The 19588-nt window shown below is 68.1% G+C and carries 18 protein-coding genes; 16 read left to right on the top strand and 2 right to left on the bottom strand.

All coding sequences use genetic code 11. The features are described 5' to 3' along the window. Positions 1 to 122 precede the first annotated feature (122 nt). The 16 genes from flhD (at position 123) to E5P2_RS18125 (ending at position 17646) form a co-directional block, all read left to right on the top strand. Positions 123 to 464, top strand: a complete 342-nt coding sequence (flhD, locus tag E5P2_RS18200) for a flagellar transcriptional regulator FlhD (protein WP_232077478.1) — start codon at positions 123 to 125, stop codon at positions 462 to 464. Beyond that, complete coding sequence (gene flhC / locus E5P2_RS18195) at positions 461 to 1069, top strand: flagellar transcriptional regulator FlhC (RefSeq protein WP_162568502.1); 609 nt, start codon at positions 461 to 463, stop codon at positions 1067 to 1069. The genes flhD and flhC overlap by 4 nt, the downstream gene beginning before the upstream one ends. 63 nt (positions 1070 to 1132) lie before the next feature. Beyond that, entirely contained in the window at positions 1133 to 1993 is an 861-nt protein-coding gene (motA, locus tag E5P2_RS18190; RefSeq protein ID WP_162568501.1) for a flagellar motor stator protein MotA, read from the top strand. An 18-nt stretch (positions 1994 to 2011) separates the two neighbouring features. Beyond that, complete coding sequence (motB, locus tag E5P2_RS18185; protein WP_162568500.1) at positions 2012 to 2962, top strand: flagellar motor protein MotB; 951 nt, start codon at positions 2012 to 2014, stop codon at positions 2960 to 2962. A gap of 46 nt (positions 2963 to 3008) precedes the next feature. Beyond that, the gene (gene cheA, locus E5P2_RS18180) at positions 3009 to 5027 is read left to right on the top strand and encodes a chemotaxis protein CheA (RefSeq protein ID WP_162568499.1); all 2019 of its coding nucleotides are present in this window, start codon (positions 3009 to 3011) and stop codon (positions 5025 to 5027) included. Positions 5028 to 5061: 34 nt separating this feature from the next. Then, positions 5062 to 6378: an EAL and HDOD domain-containing protein gene (locus E5P2_RS18175; protein WP_162568498.1), complete on the top strand. Its 1317-nt coding sequence runs from the start codon at positions 5062 to 5064 to the stop codon at positions 6376 to 6378. A 39-nt stretch (positions 6379 to 6417) separates the two neighbouring features. Then, complete coding sequence (locus E5P2_RS18170; protein WP_443083558.1) at positions 6418 to 7323, top strand: CheR family methyltransferase; 906 nt, start codon at positions 6418 to 6420, stop codon at positions 7321 to 7323. Then, positions 7320 to 7982 carry a chemoreceptor glutamine deamidase CheD gene (cheD, locus tag E5P2_RS18165; protein ID WP_162568496.1) on the top strand — a complete coding sequence of 221 codons (663 nt, stop codon included), beginning with the start codon at positions 7320 to 7322 and terminating at the stop codon, positions 7980 to 7982. Before E5P2_RS18170 ends, cheD begins: the two co-directional genes overlap by 4 nt. 56 nt (positions 7983 to 8038) lie before the next feature. After that, on the top strand, positions 8039 to 9064 hold the full coding sequence (locus E5P2_RS18160) for a protein-glutamate methylesterase/protein-glutamine glutaminase (RefSeq protein ID WP_232080917.1): 1026 nt from the start codon (positions 8039 to 8041) through the stop codon (positions 9062 to 9064). Between the two features lie 51 nt (positions 9065 to 9115). After that, on the top strand, positions 9116 to 9514 hold the full coding sequence (cheY, locus tag E5P2_RS18155; RefSeq protein ID WP_162568495.1) for a chemotaxis response regulator CheY: 399 nt from the start codon (positions 9116 to 9118) through the stop codon (positions 9512 to 9514). A gap of 1 nt (position 9515) precedes the next feature. Next, positions 9516 to 10169, top strand: coding sequence for a protein phosphatase CheZ (gene cheZ, locus E5P2_RS18150; protein WP_162568494.1), 654 nt, complete (start codon positions 9516 to 9518; stop codon positions 10167 to 10169). A 133-nt stretch (positions 10170 to 10302) separates the two neighbouring features. Then, entirely contained in the window at positions 10303 to 11445 is a 1143-nt protein-coding gene (gene flhB, locus E5P2_RS18145; RefSeq protein WP_162568493.1) for a flagellar biosynthesis protein FlhB, read from the top strand. Continuing rightward, complete coding sequence (gene flhA / locus E5P2_RS18140) at positions 11442 to 13538, top strand: flagellar biosynthesis protein FlhA (RefSeq protein WP_162568492.1); 2097 nt, start codon at positions 11442 to 11444, stop codon at positions 13536 to 13538. The genes flhB and flhA overlap by 4 nt, the downstream gene beginning before the upstream one ends. Beyond that, the gene (flhF, locus tag E5P2_RS18135; RefSeq protein WP_162568491.1) at positions 13535 to 15916 is read left to right on the top strand and encodes a flagellar biosynthesis protein FlhF; all 2382 of its coding nucleotides are present in this window, start codon (positions 13535 to 13537) and stop codon (positions 15914 to 15916) included. Before flhA ends, flhF begins: the two co-directional genes overlap by 4 nt. Positions 15917 to 16008: 92 nt before the next feature. Beyond that, positions 16009 to 16881: a MinD/ParA family ATP-binding protein gene (locus E5P2_RS18130; protein WP_162568490.1), complete on the top strand. Its 873-nt coding sequence runs from the start codon at positions 16009 to 16011 to the stop codon at positions 16879 to 16881. 30 nt (positions 16882 to 16911) lie between these two features. Further along, on the top strand, positions 16912 to 17646 hold the full coding sequence (locus tag E5P2_RS18125; RefSeq protein ID WP_162568489.1) for an RNA polymerase sigma factor FliA: 735 nt from the start codon (positions 16912 to 16914) through the stop codon (positions 17644 to 17646). A gap of 36 nt (positions 17647 to 17682) precedes the next feature. On the opposite strand, the gene E5P2_RS18120 is transcribed toward E5P2_RS18125, so the two are convergent. Then, positions 17683 to 18753, bottom strand: coding sequence for a protein-glutamate methylesterase/protein-glutamine glutaminase (locus E5P2_RS18120; protein ID WP_162568488.1), 1071 nt, complete (start codon positions 18751 to 18753; stop codon positions 17683 to 17685). Positions 18754 to 18775: 22 nt separating this feature from the next. Next, positions 18776 to 19582, bottom strand: a complete 807-nt coding sequence (locus tag E5P2_RS18115) for a CheR family methyltransferase (RefSeq protein WP_162568487.1) — start codon at positions 19580 to 19582, stop codon at positions 18776 to 18778. Positions 19583 to 19588: the final 6 nt, after the last annotated feature.

Below are 19588 nucleotides of genomic sequence, written 5' to 3'. Positions count from 1 at the left end.
GGACAGGTTCTCTCGGTGATGTCAGATAAGTCTCACTTTCCAAGATGGCTTAGTTACCTTTGTTAAACATGTTAAATTTTGTGTTTAAACTTCGGTTTCGATGAATGGAGTGCGGAGTGGAAATGGAAAACGAGAGGAGCGGAATTCATGGCGAGATTTCAAAAGAAATCAGCGACATCAATTTGGCCTATATGCTGCTTGCGCAAAAACTCGTCAAACAGGACCGGGCCGCAGCGATGCTCCGCCTGGGCGTCGGCAAGGAGCTGGCCGACCTGCTGGCGAACATGTCGCTGACGCAGATCGTCAAGCTGGCCGCGTCGAACTTCCTGCTCTGCAGCTTTCGCCTGGACGACCATCCGATGTTCGCGGTGGTCGGCGAAGGCAAGGATGCGACGCTGCAGCACGCGCACATGTCGATCCTCATGGCCGCGCGCCAGATGCAGGGTGTGGGTGCGCTGGCATGAGCTCCAAGAGCGTCCTGGGCGAAGTCCGCCAGGTTCAGTTGGCCATCGAGCTGATTGAACTGGGCGCACGCCTTCAGTTCCTGGAAGCCGAGGTGGGCCTCAGTCGTGAGCGCCTGATCCGGCTCTACAAGGAGTTGAAGGGTGTCTCTCCGCCCAAGGGACTGCTGCCGTTTTCCACCGACTGGTACATGACCTGGATGGCGAACATCCACTCGTCGATGTTCTACAACATCTACCGGTTCATGCTGGATCAGGCGGATCAGGGCGAGCTTCAGGCCCTGATCAAGAGCTATCGGCTGTACCTCGAGCAGATCGAATCGGCCGGTGGCGAGGTGGTGCTCGACTTCACCCGCGCCTACACGATGGTGCGTTTCTTCGACAGCGACATGCTGCAGCTCAGCGGCTGCACGCGTTGCAAGGGCCTGTTCGTCGCCCATGCGCACGACAACAAGAGTGGTTATGTCTGTGTTCTCTGCCGCCCACCGTCCCGGGCAGGCAAGGCACGCGGCGCCAAGCGCGTCGCGGAGCAAGCGGTTGCCGATCTTGCGCCGGCAGGCGCCGGGTTCGCGGCCGAGCCGTCGGCGGCTGGCGCAGGGATCCACTGACGTGGTCCATGTGCCTGGCGCCATGTTTTGATTTTTGACGCCTGATGGCAAAAGGGGACGCACGTGCTGGTTCTGGTTGGGTATCTCGTGGTGGTGGGCGCCGTCTTCGGCGGCTACGGCCTCATGGGCGGGCACTTCGGCGTTCTGTTCCAGCCCGTGGAGCTGCTCATGATCGGTGGCTCCGCGCTGGGTGCCTTCGTGGCAGGCAACAACGGCAAGACCATCAAGGCGACGATCAAGGAGCTCCCGCTCCTGCTGCGCTCGTCCAGGCACAACCGCCAGCTCTACATGGACCTGCTGGCGCTGCTGTACGAACTCCTGGCCAAGGCGCGCAAGGACGGCATGATGAAGCTGGAGGCCGATGTCGACGATCCCTCGCAAAGCGAGATCTTCGGCCGCTACCCGAGCATCATGGCCGATGCGGGTGTGATGGAGTTCCTGTGCGACTACCTGCGGCTGGTCATCAGCGGCAACACCGACGCCTTCGAGATCGAGGCGCTGATGGACCACGAAATCGAAACCATCCGGCATGAAGCCGAAGTGCCCGCGCACAGCCTGGCCCGTGTGGGCGATGCATTGCCGGCCCTGGGCATCGTGGCAGCCGTGATGGGCGTGGTCCATGCGCTCGGCTCGGCCAACCTGCCGCCGTCCGAGATGGGTGCGCTGATCGCGCACGCCATGGTCGGCACCTTCCTCGGCGTGCTGCTGGCCTACGGCTTCGTCTCGCCGCTGGCCTCGCTGATCGACCAGAAGGTCGAAGAGGCGATGAAGATCTACCAGTGCGCAAAAGTCACCCTGCTCGCGAGCCTGAATGGCTACGCGCCGCAGCTCGCCGTCGAGTTCGGCCGCAAGGTGCTGTTCTCGACCGAGCGGCCTTCCTTCACCGAACTGGATGACCACGTTCGGGAAGTCAAGGCCCGCTGAGTCCACGGGTGCCCGGCCATGAGCGCAGAGAAAGCCCGGATCATCGTCAAGCGCGTGGCGCCCAGCGGCGGCGGCCGTCACGGCGGTGGCTGGAAGATCGCCTACGCCGACTTCATGACGGCCATGATGGCGTTCTTTCTCGTCATGTGGCTGTTGTCGATCTCCTCGCCCAAGCAGCTCGAGGGCATCGCCGAGCATTTCCGCATGCCGCTGCGCGTCGCGCTGGCCGGCGGTGAGAAGAGCAGCCTCAGCACCAGCATGATTCCGGGCGGCGGCGACGACGTGGTGAAAACCGACGGCGAAGTCAAGAATGCCGACAGCGACAGCGACGGCGACCGCCAGAGCCAGAGCGACGACGCGGCCGATGCCGACCGGCTGGCCATCATGAAGAAGCGCCTGGACGACCTGATCGAGAAGAGTCCCGTCTTCAGGCAGTTCCGCTCGCAGATCCTGATCGACATCACGACCGAGGGCCTGCGCCTGCAGATCGTCGACAGCGACAACCGCCCGATGTTCGACCTGGCCAGCGCGCGCGTGGTGCCGCACATGCAGGCCATCCTGCGCGAACTCGGGCCCGCGCTCAACGATCTGCCGAACAAGATCACGCTGTCGGGCCACACCGACGCGATCGTCTACACCAACGGCGACCGGTCCTACGGCAACTGGGAGCTGTCCGCCGACCGGGCCAACGCCTCGCGGCGCGAACTGGTGATGGGCGGCATGAACGAGGACAAGGTGCTTCGCGTGATGGGCCTGGCCGACAGCATGCACCTCGACAAGGTCAATCCGCGCAACCCGATCAACCGGCGCATCAGCGTCATCGTGCTCAACCACCGCACGCAGGAACGCATCGAGCGCGAGAACAGCGGCGATGCACAGACCACCCGGATCAGCACATTGACGAATGCGGACCCTGCCAGAGACAACGTCAAGCTGACCTCGTTCAAGTCGCCGGCACGGGCGAACTGAGCGCAAGACACCCTACCGGCATCAAGGTCCGGCCTCGGAGCACCCCATGGATCTCAGTCAGTTTTCACAAGCATTCTTCGTCGAGGCCATCGAGCTTCTGGCGCAGATGGAGCAATTGCTTCTCGAACTCGACGTCGAGGCACCCGACAGCGAACAGCTCAACGCCATCTTCCGCGCGGCCCACTCGATCAAGGGTGGTGCCGCCACCTTCGGCTTCGTCGCGCTGACCGACACCACGCACTTGCTGGAAACCCTCCTGGATCGGGCACGCCACGGCCAGCTGAGCCTGAGCGCTCCGATGATCGATGCATTTCTTGAAACGAAGGACGCCTTGCAAGAACAACTGACTGCCTACCAGGCCGGCAAAGAACCCGAGCCTGAGAGAGTCGCGCACATCTGCGCAGTGCTGCAGCAACTCGCGCTCGAGAGCGGCGATCGGCAGGCCGCACCCGCACCGGCGCCCGTTGCCGCGCCTGCACCCGCGCCCGCACCGGCGGGCGACAGGGCACTGCAGGTGCGCTTCACCCGCCTGTCCGACAGCGAATGCGATCTGCTCGCCGACGAACTCGGCAACCTCGGCCGCGTGCTGTCGCGCACGCGCAGCGGCGACCAGTTGACCGTCGTGCTGCAAACCAGCTGCCAGCCCGACGACATCACGGCCGTGTGCTGCTTCCTGATCGACGAATCGCAGATCGACATCGGCGTCGTGGCGGAACCTGCCGAAGCGCCCGTCGAATCCGAACCCGCAGTTGTCGCCGCGTCCTCGGCGGTCGCGGCTTCCGCTGCCGCGGCCCGACCCGCGCCGCCGTCGCCCGCGACACCGAACGCAGGCGCCGGCGCCAGGGAATCGAGCTCGATCCGCGTCGACGTCGAGAAGGTCGACCAGCTCATCAACCTGGTGGGTGAACTCGTCATCACGCAGTCGATGCTGACGCAGGCCGCGACCATGCTCGACCCGGTGGCCTACGAGCGCTTCCTCAGCGGCCTCGGCCATCTGGAACGCAACGCGCGCGATCTGCAGGAGTCCGTGATGTCCATCCGCATGATGCCGATGGACTATGTGTTCAGCCGCTTCCCGCGCGTGATCCGCGACGTCAGCGCCAAGCTCGGCAAGCAGGTGCGCCTGGACACCTTCGGAAAGGAAACGGAACTCGACAAGGGCCTGATCGAGCGCATCGTGGACCCGCTCACGCACCTGGTGCGCAACAGCCTCGACCACGGCATCGAGACGCCGCAGGAGCGCCTGGCCAAGGGCAAGGACGCGACCGGCCAACTGCTGCTTTCCGCGCAGCACCACGGCGGCAACATCGTGATCGAGGTCAGCGACGACGGCGCCGGCCTCAACCGCGAGAAGATCCTTGCCAAGGCCCTGCAGCAAGGCCTGCCGGTGAACGACGCCATGCCCGACGAGGAAGTCTGGCAGTTGATCTTCGCGCCCGGCTTCTCCACCGCCGAGCAGATCACCGACATCTCGGGCCGCGGCGTCGGCATGGACGTGGTCAAGCGCAACATCCAGGAAATGGGCGGCCACGTGGAGATCGTCTCGCGCGGCGGCCATGGCACCACGACGCGCATCGTGCTGCCGCTCACGCTGGCGATCCTCAACGGCATGTCGGTCAAGGTCGGCCGCGAGGCCTACATCCTGCCGCTGAGCTACGTGATCGAATCGCTGCAGCCGCGGTCGGAGCATCTGCACTCGATCACCAGCGACGGGCACGTGATCAAGGTGCGCGGCGAGTACCTGCCGCTGATCGAGCTGCACCGCGTCTTCGACGTCGGCGGCGCGCAGACGGATCCGACGCAGGGCATCCTGGTGATCGTGCAGGCCGACGATGCGCGCTTCGCGCTCCTGGTCGACGAACTGCTCGGCCAGCACCAGGTCGTGGTCAAGAACCTCGAGACCAACTACCGCAAGGTGCCCGGCATCTCGGCCGCGACGATCCTCGGCGACGGCAGCGTCGCCTTCATCGTCGACGTCGGCGCCATGCCGCGCATCCAGCGCGCGCGGGCGGCGGGCGCCGCGGCGCTGGCAGGCGCGGCCCGGATGGACGCGGTGGCGGCCTGAGCCCGCACGTGGCGAGATACGACAAGGGGATGTGATGCGATTCGACTTCTTTCGTCGCCAGTCCGAAGGCGCCGTGGTGCACGACGGATCGGGCGCGCCGCCGCGCAGCCGCGGCGATGCGCCGGGCCAAGCCGGCTACCTGAGCGCCACGCCGCTGCTCGATCCGCAGAAGCAGGCGATCGGCTATCGGCTGGCCTGGTGCGCGGCGCCGGGTGGCGAGGCGGCCGGCACCGCCGCGCACCTGCGGGCGCTTGTGGCTTGCGTGGCCATGCATCTCAACGACCGCAAGACCGGCTGGCGACTGGGCCGCACGGCGCTGTTCCTGGACATCGATGCCGACTCGCTGCTGCTGGACGAACTGCAATCGCTGCCGCCCGAGAACGTGGTGCTGTGCGTGGGACCGGAAGACTTCGCGCAGCCGGACGTGCAGGGTGCGCTCCTGTTCCTTCGCGAGCAGGGCTACGGCGTGATGCTGTGCCGCAGCCAGGCGCTCCCGATCGAAGCGGAGCTGCGCGCACTGGTCACGCACTTCGATGTCGGCAGCGGCGCCGCGGACATCGTCGCCGAGGTGCGCGGCGCACAAGTGCCGGGCACGGCGCCGGTCCGCCTGATCGCGACGCAGATCGCGAACTGGGAAGAGTTCGCCGCCTGCGCCGCGCGCCGCCTGGAGATCTTCGTCGGCGGCGCCATGGCGGCGCCGCAGCTGAAGAAGACCGATCAGGTCCTGCAGCCGGAGTCGCTCCTGATCATGCGGCTGATGCAGATGATCCGGCGCAACGACGACGTGCGCGAGATCGAGTCCGCGCTCAAGCACGATGCGGTGCTGACCTACCAGTTGCTGCGGCACATCAACTCGCCCGCCATCGGCGTCGGTGTCGAAATCCATTCGCTGCGGCACGCGGTGTCCATGCTCGGCTACTCGCCGCTGTTCCGCTGGCTCTCGCTGCTGCTGGCCACCAGCAATGCCCGGACCGCCTCGCCCTACCTGATGAAGCAGGCCATCCTGCGCGGCCGCTTCGTCGAGCTGATGGGGCAGGGCATGCTGGCGGCCGGAGACGCCGACAACCTCTTCGTGGTCGGCATGTTTTCCCTGATCGACCAGCTGCTGGGCGTGCCGATGGAAGAAGTGCTGGCCAAGGTGCAGCTCACCGAATCGGTCCAGCAGGCGATCCTCGCGCGCGGCGGCATCTACGGCCCCTTCCTCGCGCTCGCCGAAACCTGCGAACGCGACGCCCGCGATGCGGCGCGCCTGTCGGAAGCCTTGTTCCTCAGTGCCGAACAGGTCAATGCGGCGCACCTCTGGGCGATGGCATGGACGCAGGGCGTGAACACCTCCGAGGCACCGGGCTGAGCATGACGTCGCGCGATCTGCCGGGCTTTTGTCACGTTGATCGGGCCATTGCGCGAGATGTCCGCCATGTACATTGAAATGCCCTCATCGACAGCGCCCGTGAACTCCGAATTCCTCTTCACCGACAGCGACTTCGCGAAGATCCGGACGCTGATCCATCGCCGTGCCGGCATCGCGTTGGGCGAGCAGAAGCGCCAGATGGTCTACAGCCGGCTCTCGCGGCGTCTGCGCGAATTGCGGCTGCCGGAGTTCTCGACCTATCTGCAATTGCTGGAATCCAGCAGCGACGGCGACGAATGGCAGTCGTTCATCAACTCGCTGACCACCAACCTGACCTCGTTCTTTCGCGAGGCCCATCACTTCCCGGCGCTGGCCGAGCACGTGCGCAAGGCACGAGAGCCTGTCACGGTCTGGTGCGCGGCCGCATCGACGGGCGAGGAGCCGTATTCGATCGCCATCACCCTGATCGAGGCGCTCGGCGAGCGCGCGAGCACGGCGCGCATCATCGCCACCGACATCGACACCGCCGTGCTGGCCAAGGCCTCGGCCGGTGTCTTCAGCCTCGAACAGGTCAACCGGCTTTCGGCCGAGCGCCTGAAGCGCTTCTTCAACAGGGGCACGGGTGCCAATGCCGGGCGCGTGCGCATCCGCCCGGAAGTGGCTGCGATGGTCAAGTTCGCGCGGCTCAACCTGCTCGATCCCTCGTGGTCGGTGAAGGAGCCGGTGGACGCCGTGTTCTGCCGCAACGTGATGATCTATTTCGACAAGCCGACACAGAAGAAAGTGCTGGGTCGCTTCGCGCCGCTGCTCAAGCCGGGCGGGCTGCTGTTCGCCGGCCACTCCGAGAACGCATCGCTGGTCGACCCCAACTTCAAGCCGCTGGGCCAGACGGTCTATGCGCTGGCGCGCGGCCGCGGCCCGGGCACGGGCACAGGCACCTCATGAGCGCAGCGGAACCGGGCTCGGTGGCCAGCCTCCACTACTTCGACCGTGATGTCGGCCGCATGGCCGTCAAGCTGCTGCCGTCGGAGTACTACGTCACCACCACCGGCACCGTGCTGAGCACGGTGCTGGGCTCGTGCGTGGCGGCCTGTCTGCTGGATGCCGAGGCTGGCGTCGCCGGCATGAACCACTTCATGCTGCCCGAGGACGGCGAGCCCGCGAACCGCGATGCCGGCGCCGCGATGCGCTACGGCGCCTATGCGATGGACGTGCTGATCCGCGAGATGGTCCGCGCCGGCGCGCTGCGCGAACGTCTTTCGGCCAAGGTGTTCGGCGGCGCCGCGGTGCTGGCCAACATGACCACGCTCAACATCGGCGACCGCAACGCGGACTTCGTGCTGCGCTATCTGCAGGCGCAGCGCATCGCGATCGCTGCGCAGGACCTGCGCGGCCAGCATGCGCGCCGGGTGTGCTTCCTGCCGATCACCGGCAAGGCCGTCGTGCGCAAGCTGCGCGCGCAGACCGACGTCCAGCTGATCCAGCGCGAGGAGGGCGAGCTGCTGCGCAAGCTGTCGGGACTGCACGCTGCCCCAGGCGCGGAAAAGAACAAGGCCGTGGCCGGCGATGTCTTGCTCGCAGCCCGAAGAAGGGGAAGCTGGTGAGTCCGAACAAGATCAAGGTGCTGTGCGTCGACGACTCGGCGCTGATCCGCAGCGTGATGACCGAGATCATCAACAGCCAGCCCGACATGACGGTGGTCGGCACGGCCGCGGACCCGCTGGTGGCGCGCGACCTCATCAAGGCCACGCATCCCGACGTGCTCACGCTGGACGTCGAGATGCCGCGCATGGATGGCCTCGAGTTTCTCGAGAAGCTCATGCGGCTGCGGCCGATGCCGGTGGTCATGGTGTCCTCGCTGACCGAGCGCGGCTCGGAGATCGCGCTGCGCGCGCTCGAGCTCGGCGCCATCGACTTCGTCACCAAGCCGCGCCTGGGCGTGCGCGACGGCCTGCTCAACTACACCGAACTGATCGCCGGCAAGGTCCGCACCGCCGCCGCCGCGCGGCTGCTGCCGGCGCGCCATGCCGTCTCGGCGAAGGCCGCGCCCGAGCTGCCGCAGGAGGCCTTGCTGCGCAGTCCGCTCCTGAGCACCGAGAAGCTGATCATCATCGGCGCTTCCACCGGCGGCACCGAAGCCATCCGCGAAGTGCTGCAGCCGCTGCCGCCGGATTCGCCCGCGGTGCTGATCGCGCAGCACATGCCGGCCGGCTTCACGAAGTCCTTCGCGCAGCGCCTGGACGGCCTGTGCCGCATCGGCGTCAAGGAGGCCGAGCAGGGCGAGCGCGTGCTGCCGGGCCATGCCTACATCGCGCCCGGCGGCTATCACCTGTCGCTCGGCCGCAGCGGCGCGAACTACGTGGCCCAGCTCGACCAGGCGCCGCCGGTGAACCGCCACCGTCCCTCGATCGACGTGCTATTCGATTCGGTGGCCCGGCATGCCGGCAAGAACGCCATCGGAATGATCCTCACCGGCATGGGCCGGGACGGCGCGGAAGGCCTGCTGCGCATGCGGCAGGCCGGCGCGCACACGCTGGCGCAGGACGAGGCGAGCTGCGTCGTCTTCGGCATGCCGCGCGAGGCGATCGCGCTCGGCGCCGTGGACGAAGTGGCGCCGCTGGCGGAGATGTGCCGCCGCGTGCTGGCGCATCTGCGCACCTTCGGCGCGCGCGCGAACCGGGTCTGACGCGCGCGCACCGGACGACGAACTGAAGTGAACTGAACCGTTGGAGAAATCGTGATCGACAAGAGCATCAAGATACTGGTCGTGGATGACTTCCCGACCATGCGCCGCATCGTGCGCAACCTGTTGAAGGAGCTGGAGTTCCTCAACGTCGACGAAGCCGAGGACGGCGCCGCCGGCATCGAGAAGCTGCGCGGCGGCAACTTCGGCTTCGTGGTCTCGGACTGGAACATGCCCAACATGGACGGGCTGACCATGCTCAAGACCATCCGCGCCGATCCGGCGCTCGGCAAGCTGCCGGTGCTGATGGTCACGGCCGAGGCCAAGAAGGAGAACATCATTGCCGCCGCGCAAGCGGGCGCGAACGGCTACGTGGTCAAGCCCTTCACCGCGGCGACGCTGGAGGAGAAGATCACCAAGATCTTCGAGAAGCTCCACAAAGAGGCGGCCTGACATGAACCGCGACGCGTTCGAAACCGTGGAGCAGGGGAACACCGCCGAACAGTTGCTCGGCCGCATCGGGCAGCTGACGCGCCAGTTGCGCGAAGGGCTGCGCGAGCTGGGGCTCGACAAGGAGGTGGCCAAGGCCGCGCAGGCGATCCCCGATGCGCGCGACCGCCTGAACTATGTCGCTGCCATGACCGAGCGGGCGGCGCACCGCGCGCTCAATGCGGTCGATGCCGCGCAGCCGCTGCAGGAAGGCCTGGCGGCGGATGCCAAGGCGCTCAGCAAGCGCTGGGACGAATGGTTCGCCAGCCCGATCGAGCTCAACGACGCGCGCGAGCTGGTGCGCGACACGCGCGGCTACCTGCAGGAGGTGCCGCAGAAGACCGGCGGCATCAACACCCAGCTGATGGAGATCCTGATGGCGCAGGACTTCCAGGACCTGACCGGCCAGGTCATCAAGAAGATGATGGAAGTGGTCAACGACGTCGAGACGCAGCTGCTGCAGGTGCTGATCGACAACGCGCCGATCGAGAGGCGCCCGGAGGCCGTCAGCACCGTCAGCACCAGCTTGCAGAACGGCCCGCAGATCGTCCCCGGCAATCCCGAGGCGGTGACCGATCAGGCGCAGGTCGACGACCTGCTCGAAAGCCTCGGTTTCTGAGGCTGCGCGACATGCAGCCGATTGAGCGAGAAGGAGGACGAAGTCGGCCCTGATCGGTCGATTGTTCCGGCGCACCGAATCCAATAATCAGTCATGAGCAGGCGTCCTTCGCCGGCGCTCTTTCGGAGCATGAATGGCTGAGGAAAGCGATCTCGAGAAAACGGAACCCGCCTCCGCGCGGCGCCTGGAGAAGGCGCGCGAGGAAGGCAACGTGGCTCGCTCGCGCGAGCTGACCACCTTCGTCATGCTGGGCACCGCCATCGCCGGGCTGTGGTTCGGCGCCGGCTCGCTCGGCGGCAGCCTCGGTGGCGCCTTGCGCCACGGCCTCCAGTTCGAGCGCGCCACGGCCTTCGATCCCTCGCAGATGCTGGCCCGCACCGGCCTGATGGCGCTGCAGGCGCTGCTGGCGCTGGCGCCGCTGTTCGCGATGATGGTGGTGGCGGCCGTGGTCGCGCCGATGATGCTGGGCGGCTGGCTGTTCTCGACCAAGTCGGTGGCGCCGAATTTCGGCAAGCTCAATCCGCTGGCCGGCATCGGCCGCATGTTCTCCACGCAGACGCTGGCCGATCTGGTCAAGGCGCTCGTCAAGTCGATGCTGATCGGCGGTGTCGCCTACAAGGTGATCGTCGGCAACCTCGAGGCCGTGATGGCGCTGATGGCGCAGCCGGTGAGCGCCGCGCTGCCGCAGACCGTGATGCTGGTGGCGCGCAACTGCGCGCTGATCGCGGCCACGCTGCTGCTGGTGGCGCTGATCGACGTGCCTTACCAACTGTGGAGCTACTACCGCAAGCTGCGCATGTCGCGCGAGGATCTGCGCCAGGAGCACAAGGAAAGCGAAGGCGATCCGCACATCAAGGCGCAGATCCGCCGCCAGCAGCAGCAGATGGCGCGCCGCCGGATGATGGCCGAGGTGCCCAAGGCCGACATCGTCGTCACCAACCCGACCCACTTCGCGGTCGCGCTCAAGTACCTCGACAGCGACATGCGCGCGCCGCGCGTGGTGGCCAAGGGCACCGACCTGGTGGCTGCGCGCATCCGCGAGATCGCGGCGGCGAACAACGTCGCCATCCTCGAGGCGCCGCCGCTCACGCGCGCGCTCTACAAGCACACGCGGCTGGGCGACGAGATCCCGGGCGGCCTCTACACCGCCGTGGCCGAGGTGCTGGCCTGGGTCTACCAGCTCAAGCGCTGGCAGAGCGAAGGCGGCGAGGCGCCGCGCACGCCGACCGATCTCGCGATTCCCGAATCGCTCCAATATTCCTTGAAGACCGCATGAACGCGATGGCCAACTTGATGCGTCTGCCGACGCAGATGTTCTCCGGCACCCAGTTCAAGGGACTGGCCGGCCCGGTGCTCATCATCATGATCCTGAGCATGATGGTGCTGCCGCTGCCGCCCTTCCTGCTGGACCTGCTGTTCACCTTCAACATCGCGATGTCGGTGATGGTGCTGCTGGTGAGCATGTACACGATGAAGGCGCTGGACTTCGCGGCCTTCCCCGCGGTGCTGCTGTTCTCGACGCTGCTGCGCCTGTCGCTCAACGTGGCGTCGACGCGCGTGGTGCTGCTGCACGGCCACACCGGGCCCGACGCGGCCGGCAAGGTGATCGAGGCCTTCGGCCACTTCCTGGTCGGCGGCAACTTCGCGGTCGGCGTGATGGTCTTCATCATCCTGGTGCTGATCAACTTCATGGTGATCACCAAGGGCGCGGGCCGCATCGCCGAGGTCGGCGCGCGCTTCATGCTCGACGCCATGCCCGGCAAGCAGATGGCGATCGACGCCGATCTCAACGCCGGCCTGATCGGCGAGGACGTGGCCCGCAAGCGCCGCACCGAGGTCGCGCAGGAAGCCGACTTCTACGGCTCGATGGACGGCGCCAGCAAGTTCGTGCGCGGCGACGCGGTCGCGGGCCTCTTGATCATGGTCATCAACATCATCGGCGGGCTGGTGGTCGGCGTCGTGCAGCACGGCCTCGACTTCTCGGCTGCCGGCAAGACCTACACGCTGCTGGCCATCGGCGACGGCCTGGTGGCGCAGATCCCGGCGCTGGTGATCTCGACCGCCGCCGGCGTGATCGTGTCGCGCGTCACCACCGACGAGGACGTCGGCAGCCAGCTGACCGGCCAGCTGTTCTCCAACCCGCAGGTGCTGTTCCTCACGGCCGGCATCATCGGCCTGATGGGCCTGATCCCGGGCATGCCCAACCTGGCCTTCCTGCTGATCGCCGGCGGCCTGTGCTGGCTCGGCCGCCGCATCCTGCTGCGCAAGCCGCTCGCGGCCGCCGAGCGCGCCGACGCTGCGGTGCAGGCCGCGGCCGCGACGGCCGCCGAGCCGGCCGAGGCGACCTGGGACGACGTCGCGCTGGTCGATCCGCTGGGCATGGAAGTCGGCTACCGCCTGATCCCGCTGGTCGACCAGTCGCAGCACGGCGAGCTGCTCGGCCGCATCAAGAGCATCCGCAAGAAGGTCGCGCAGGAGATCGGCTTCCTGGTGCCGGTGGTCCACATTCGCGACAACCTCGAGATCAGTCCCAATGCCTACATCGTCAGCCTGAAGGGCGTGGAGATCGGCCGCGGCGAGGCCTTCCCGAACCAGTGGATGGCGATCAATCCCGGCCAGGTGAACGGCACGCTGCCCGGCACGCCGACCAAGGACCCGGCCTTCGGCCTGCCCGCGATCTGGATCGACGGCACGCACCGCCAGCAGGCGCAGATCCACGGCTACACGGTGGTCGATGCCTGCACCGTGATGGCCACGCACCTGAACCACCTGATCCAGACCCATGCCGCCGAGCTGCTCGGCCGCCAGGAAGTGCAGCAGCTGCTCGATCAGATCGCCAAGACCGCGCCGAAGCTGACCGAAGACCTGGTGCCGAAAATCGTCACGCTGAGCACGCTGCACAAGGTGCTGCAGAACCTGCTCGACGAACAGGTGCCGATCCGCGACATGCGCACCATCCTCGACGTCATGGCCGAGCATGCGCCGAGCGTCAAGGACGCCACCGAACTCACGTCGCTGACGCGCCTGGCCCTCGGCCGCGCGATCACGCAGCAGCTGTTCCCGGGCGATACCGAGCTGCAGGTGATCGGCCTCGACGGCTCGCTCGACGGCGTGCTGCAGCAGGCGATGACCAACAGCAGCGGCATCGAGCCGGGCCTTGCCGACAGCCTGCTGCAGCAGGCGCAGGCCGCGATCGCGCGCCAGGAGCAGATGGGCCTGGTGCCGGTGCTGGTCGTCCAGCATCCGCTGCGCGTGCTGCTGTCGCGCTTCCTGCGCCGCAGCCTGCCGCAGCTGAAGGTTCTGTCCCATGCGGAGATCCCTGACTCCCGCAACATCAAGATCACCGCCACCCTTGGAGGAAGAGTTTGAGCATCCCGACCGACGTGCGCACCGCCGCACGCAAATTCGTCGCGACCACCAGCCGCGAGGCCTTGCGCCTCGTGCGCGAGGCCCTGGGCGCGGAAGCCATCGTGCTGACCAACCGTGCGCTGCCCGACGGCGTGGAGATCGTGGCCATGGCGCATGGCGACGTGGCCGAAGCGCTGGAAGGCGCCACGTCCGCGCCGGCACTCGCGCCGCCGGTTCAGCCCGCGCCCGCCGACACGGTGCTCAACGAACTGCATTCGATGCGCGGCATGATCGAGGAGCAGCTCGCGAGCGTGGTCTGGAACGACAAGCAGCGCCGCGACCCGGTGCGCGGCCGCCTCTTGCGCACGCTGCTCGGCGCCGGCTTCAGTGCGCGCCTGTCGAAGGCCATGCTCGAGAAACTGCCGACCGGACAGAGCTATGCGCAGGGCATGGCCTTCGCGCGCGCCGAGCTGATCCGCGCGGTGCCGGTGCACGAGGACGAGGATGCGCTGCTTGCGCAGGGCGGCGTCTACGCGCTGATGGGGCCGACCGGCGTCGGCAAGACCACCACCACCGCCAAGCTCGCCGCGCGCTGCGTCATGCGCTTCGGTGCCGACAAGCTGGCGCTGGTCACCACCGACAGCTACCGCATCGGCGCCTACGAGCAGCTACGCATCTACGGCCAGATCCTCGACGTGCCGGTGTATGCGGTGAAGGACGCGGCCGACCTGCACCTGGTGCTGCAGGACTTGCGCGACAAGCACATGGTGCTGATCGACACCGTCGGCATGAGCCAGCGCGACCGCGCCGTCTCCGACCAGATCGCGATGCTGTGCAACAGCCATCGCCCGGTGAAGCGGCTGCTGCTGCTCAATGCGACCAGCCACGGCGACACGCTCAACGAAGTGGTGCATGCCTACCGCAACGGCGGTGGCGGCAATGCGCTGGCCGGCTGCATCTTCACCAAGGTCGACGAGGCCACGCATCCGGGCGCGCTGATCGACACGGTGATCCGCCATCGGCTGCCGGTGCACTACATCTCCAGCGGCCAGAAGGTGCCCGAGAACCTGATGCTGGCCGACCGCGCGCAGCTGGTCGACAGCGTGTTCCAGCCGCGGCGCCACAACCCGCTCTTCGTGCCGGCCGAGATCGACCTGCAGGACGAGCCCGCGGGCGCCGCGCCTTCGGCACAGGTGGTGCAGGCGCAGGCCGAGACCGACCGGCTGCGCGTGCAGTACCAGAACCTGATCCGCGCGATGGCGCACGACGCGCAGGAACTCGCGACCGCCGCCGGCGCACTGGCCGGCGCGCAGATCGGCTTCGAGGCGGCGCGCCGCCTCTGGCGGCAGGCGGCCGACGAGGACACCGGCCACAAGGCCGTGCTGCGGGACTTGCTGCTACATGCGCGCAGCGAGATCGCCGCGGGCTGCGAGACCCATGTGCTGGCGCTGTGCGGCCAGGTCGGGCTGCGCTCCAACGAAGGTGTCGATGCCTACGAATGCCAGGGCAGCCTGATGCTGTCCGATCGCAGCGGCCTGCCGCTGGCCGCGCCGAACCAGTGGCTCTCGACCGCCGCGACCGCGGGCGGAAGCGCCGCGGACGCGAAGCGCAAGCCCGGCATGCGCCAGATCCCCTGGCTGCGCGAGCAGGACTTCGGCAAGCCGCTGGTGCACCTGCTGTCGAAGCTGCCCGGCGCGGACTTCATGGTGCAGTGGCAGGCCCAGGGCCAGCAGTGGCTGGCGCGCGCACCGGGCTCCACCGGCGTGATCGATCCGCGCTCCGGCGCCGCGCGCACGCTGGCGCGCATGGACTGGGACTTCGCGCCGCCGCATCCGGTGGCCTTTCGCGGCAAGCCGGCGCTGCAATGCGAGGCGCAGGCCGAAGTGGTGTTGCGTGGCGCGGCCGTGGCCGATGCCGGCGACGCCGCGCTGCCCGCGCTGCGCTGCGCCGTGACGCGCGTGATGGATGCGCAGGGCCGCAAGGTCCTCGCGCAGGGCTATCTGCTCACCAACATCGTCGGCGGCGTCGCCGCGCAGCAGCTCGCGCAGTGGCAGGCCTGGGCCGCCGAGGCGGAGCCGTGCTTTCGCCTGATCCGCCAGGGCGTGCAGCAGGTCGGCGGCATCGGCGAGCCGGGCGATCCGCACATGATGAAGCGCCTGTTGATCGCCGGCCAGGTGACGACCACCGTGTGGCGCCTGCTGCACGCGAAGGGCGAATGGGCCGACCGCACGCGCATGCTGCTGAACCAGCTCACCGGCCGGCCGGTGCGCTCCAGCCGGCCGCTCACCGGCAACGCGCTGTACGTGGGCGTCGGCAAGCTGTTCCTGCTGCTCGAGGCGCTCGGCACCGAATCCACCGCACCGACCCGCCGCTCCGAGGCGATGGCGCAGCATGGGTGAGGCGCGCGCCATGAAAGCCGGAGTGCACCGATGAGCGCCGCCCGGCCGCCCGAAGGCGCTCGCACCGCAGCCCGCAGAGCGGAGCTTGTCTTATGAGCAAACTGGTCACCGACCAGGCCGATGGACTGCGGCGCCTGCTGGCGCGCACGCCCACGCGCGTGATCGCCGTAGCCGGGATGGGCCGCGGCGTCGGCGCCACCACGACCGCGATGAACCTCGCTGCGGCCCTGGTCCACCAAGGCAAGCAGGTGCTGCTGCTGGACGAGCACGACGCGACACCGGCATCCGCCTGCGCGCTGTGGTCGATCGCGCCATCGGGCACGCTCGCCGATGTCGCCGGCCGCCGCCTGGCTTGCGAAGAGGCCGTGGCACTGTCGGACTGCGGTGTCGGCGTGCTGCCCGCACGCCCCGATGCGCAGCCGGCCGGCCTGGACCCGCGCACGCTGTGGCAGGGCAGCCTGATCCTGATCGACGCTGCGCTCGACGGCGAAGGCTGCCTGTCGATGCTGGCGCGGCAGGCGGACGACCTGGTGCTCGTCTTCCGGCCGCAGCCGGCATCCATCACCGCGGCCTATGCGGGCATCAAGCGGCTGCACTACGCGCACGCGCTCAAGCAGCTTCGGCTGCTCGTCAACGGTGTCGGTGCGGGCGACGAAGCCGCGCAGGTGATGACCAACCTGGTCGACACCAGCCGGCGCTACCTCGCCGTCTCGCTGCAGCCTGCCGGAGGGGTCCGCGCCGACCGGCACCTGCAGGACGCGCAGCGCCTGCACCAGACCGTGGTGGAGGCATTTCCCGCCAGTCCGGCGGCCGTCGATTTCCGCGGCATCGCGGCCGGCATCGGCCAGTGGCCCTGGCGCGCCGCCGCCCTGCGGCCGCCGCCCGCGGGCCGCACGGACAGGGGCCCCGGCGCGATGCCGCCGCCGGCCCGCGACGCACAAGCTTCGAACACAGCCGCCGTCTGAGACGGCGCATGGAGAAGGAACAGGACAGCCGTGTACACCGCACAGGGAACCATTGAGAAGTCGCACCTGCTGGAGCAGCACCAGCCGATGGTGCGGCGCATCGCGCTGCAGATGATCGCCAAGCTGCCCGCCAGCGTCGAGCTCGACGATCTGATCCAGGCCGGCATGATCGGCCTGCTGGATGCATCGAAGCGCTACGAGGACAACCGCGGCGCCCAGTTCGAGACCTTCGTCAGCCAGCGCATCCGCGGCGCGATGCTCGACGAACTGCGTGCCACCGACTGGGGCTCGCGCGGCCTGCGCGCCTCGGCGCGCAAGGTCGAGCAGGCGGTCCAGGCGCTCGAACACCGGCTCGGCCGCGCGCCGAACGAGGGCGAGATCGCCAAGGAACTCAGGATGACGCTGGAGGCCTACCAGGGCCTGCTGCAGGAAGTGCAGGGCTGCCAGCTGCTGTATGTCGAGGACTTCTCGCAGGGCGAATCCGAGAGCAACTTCCTCGACGCCAACGCGCAGGAGGCGCGCAGTGCGCGCGGCAGCAGCGACGATCCGCTGGAGCAGCTGCTGCAGAGCGGCTTTCGCCATCAGCTGATCGATGCCATCGGTTCGCTGCCCGAACGCGACCAGCTGCTGCTCAACCTCTACTACGAGGAAGAGCTGAACCTGCGCGAGATCGGCGCTGTGCTGGAAGTGAGCCAGTCGCGCGTCTGCCAGCTGCACAGCCAGGCCATCAGCCGGCTGCGCGCGAAGCTGAAGGACCTGCTGTAGCGGCGCATCGGCGGCCTCGTCGGCCGCTGGGTGCCTCTACAGCTGCTTCAGGATCTCCTGCGCCATCGCCCCCAGCGCCACCGTGCGCTCGACACCACCGCGCTTGATCGCTTCGCGCGGCATGCCGTAGACGACGCAGCTGTCCTCGTCCTGCGCGACCGTGCGGGCGCCGGCGTTGCGCATCTCGAGCAGGCCGGCCGCGCCGTCGTCGCCCATGCCGGTCATGATCACGCCCAGCGCATTCATGCCGGCGCTCTTGGCGACCGAGCGGAACAGCACGTCGACCGACGGCCGGTGCCGGTTGACCAGCGGTCCGTCGACCACTTCGACCCGGTACTGCGCGCCGCTGCGCTGGAGCACGAGGTGCCGTCCGCCCGGTGCGATCAACGCCCGGCCGGGCACCACGCGGTCGTTGTGCTCCGCTTCCTTCACCGCGATGTGGCAGAGGCCGTCGAGCCGCGCCGCGAAGGCGGCGGTGAACTTCTCCGGCATGTGCTGCACGATCACGAGGCCGGGCGAGACGCGCGGCAGCGCGGTGAGGATTTCCTCCAGCGCCTGCGTGCCGCCGGTCGAGGTGCCGATGGCGACCACGCGCTCGGTGGTCTGCACCATCGCGCGCGCCGCCTGCGGCGCGAGGATCACGTCGGCCGTGTGCCGCGCCACCGGCACGGCCGGCGCCGTCTCGCGCGCGGTGATGCGCCGCACCCGGGCCTGCGCCGCGCTGCGCACCGTGGCCACCAGATCGTCCGAGGCCTCGACCAGGAACTGCTTGAGGCCGAGCCGGGGCTTGGTGACGATCGCCACCGCGCCGGCGGCCAGCGCCTCGAGCGTGGTCCTGGCGCCTTTCTCGGTCAAGGTCGAGCAGATCACCACCGGCGTCGGCCGCTCCTGCATGATGCGGCGCAGGAAGGTGATGCCGTCCATGCGCGGCATCTCGACATCGAGCACGATCACGTCGGGCCACTGCTGCCTGAGCCGTTCGATGGCCAGGAGCGGATCGGCCACCGCGGCGATCACCTCGATGCCGGCCGCCGCGCCGAGCAGTCCGGCGACCACCTGCCGCACCACGGCCGAGTCGTCGACCACCATCACCTTGATCGGATTCATGCGCAGGGTCGTCCGTGCCTGTTCACGGTTTGCGGTAGATCGACGGCGCCACCTGCTGCACGGCGGTGCTGATCTCGTTCAGGGTCTCGGAGTGTCCGATGCAGAAGTGCCCGCCGGGCTTGAGCAGCGCGAGCACGCGCGCCACCACCTGGCGCTTGGTGTCGCCGTTGAAATAGATCATCACGTTGCGCAGGAAGATCATGTCGAAGCTGCCCAGGGCCGGCAGCCCGGCGTTGAGGTTGACCTGCGCGAAGCGCACGCGCTCGCGCAGCGGGCGCTCGACCAGCAGCGTGCCTTCCTGTTCGCCCAGGCCGCGCAGGCAGAAACGCTTCAGGTAGGCCGGCGGCACGTGCCGCGTGCGCTCCAGCGGATAGTGCGCGGCACGCGCGCGCTGCAGCACGCGGCTGCTGATGTCGGTGCCGACCACCTCCCAGGCCGTGGCGCCCAGGCAGTCGGCCAGCACCATCGCGATGCTGTAGCACTCCTCGCCGGTCGAGCAGGCCGCGCTCCAGACGCGCAGCGGCTGCGGGCGCGATGCAGCGGCCAGCGCCACCGTGCGCAGCAGCTCGAAATGCCTGGGCTCGCGAAAGAAGTAGGTTTCGTTGGTGGTCAGCAGGTCGATCGCGGTCTGCACCTCGGCCGCCGCGCGGCCGCTGTCCAGCAGCGCGAGGTAGTCGGTGTAGCTGTTCAGCCGATGGGCCTGCAGCCGCTTGAAGAGCCGCCCGCACACCAGCGCCTTCTTGGCCGGCGACAGGGTGATGCCCGCGGCCTCGTGGATGAAGCGCTGGAAGCGGCCGAACTCGATGTCGGTGAGGGTGTTGTCCACCACGGCGCG

This window comes from Variovorax sp. SRS16 (assembly GCF_901827165.1).
Lineage (GTDB): Bacteria > Pseudomonadota > Gammaproteobacteria > Burkholderiales > Burkholderiaceae_C > Variovorax.
This window is presented reverse-complemented; position numbering and strand designations above follow the sequence as displayed.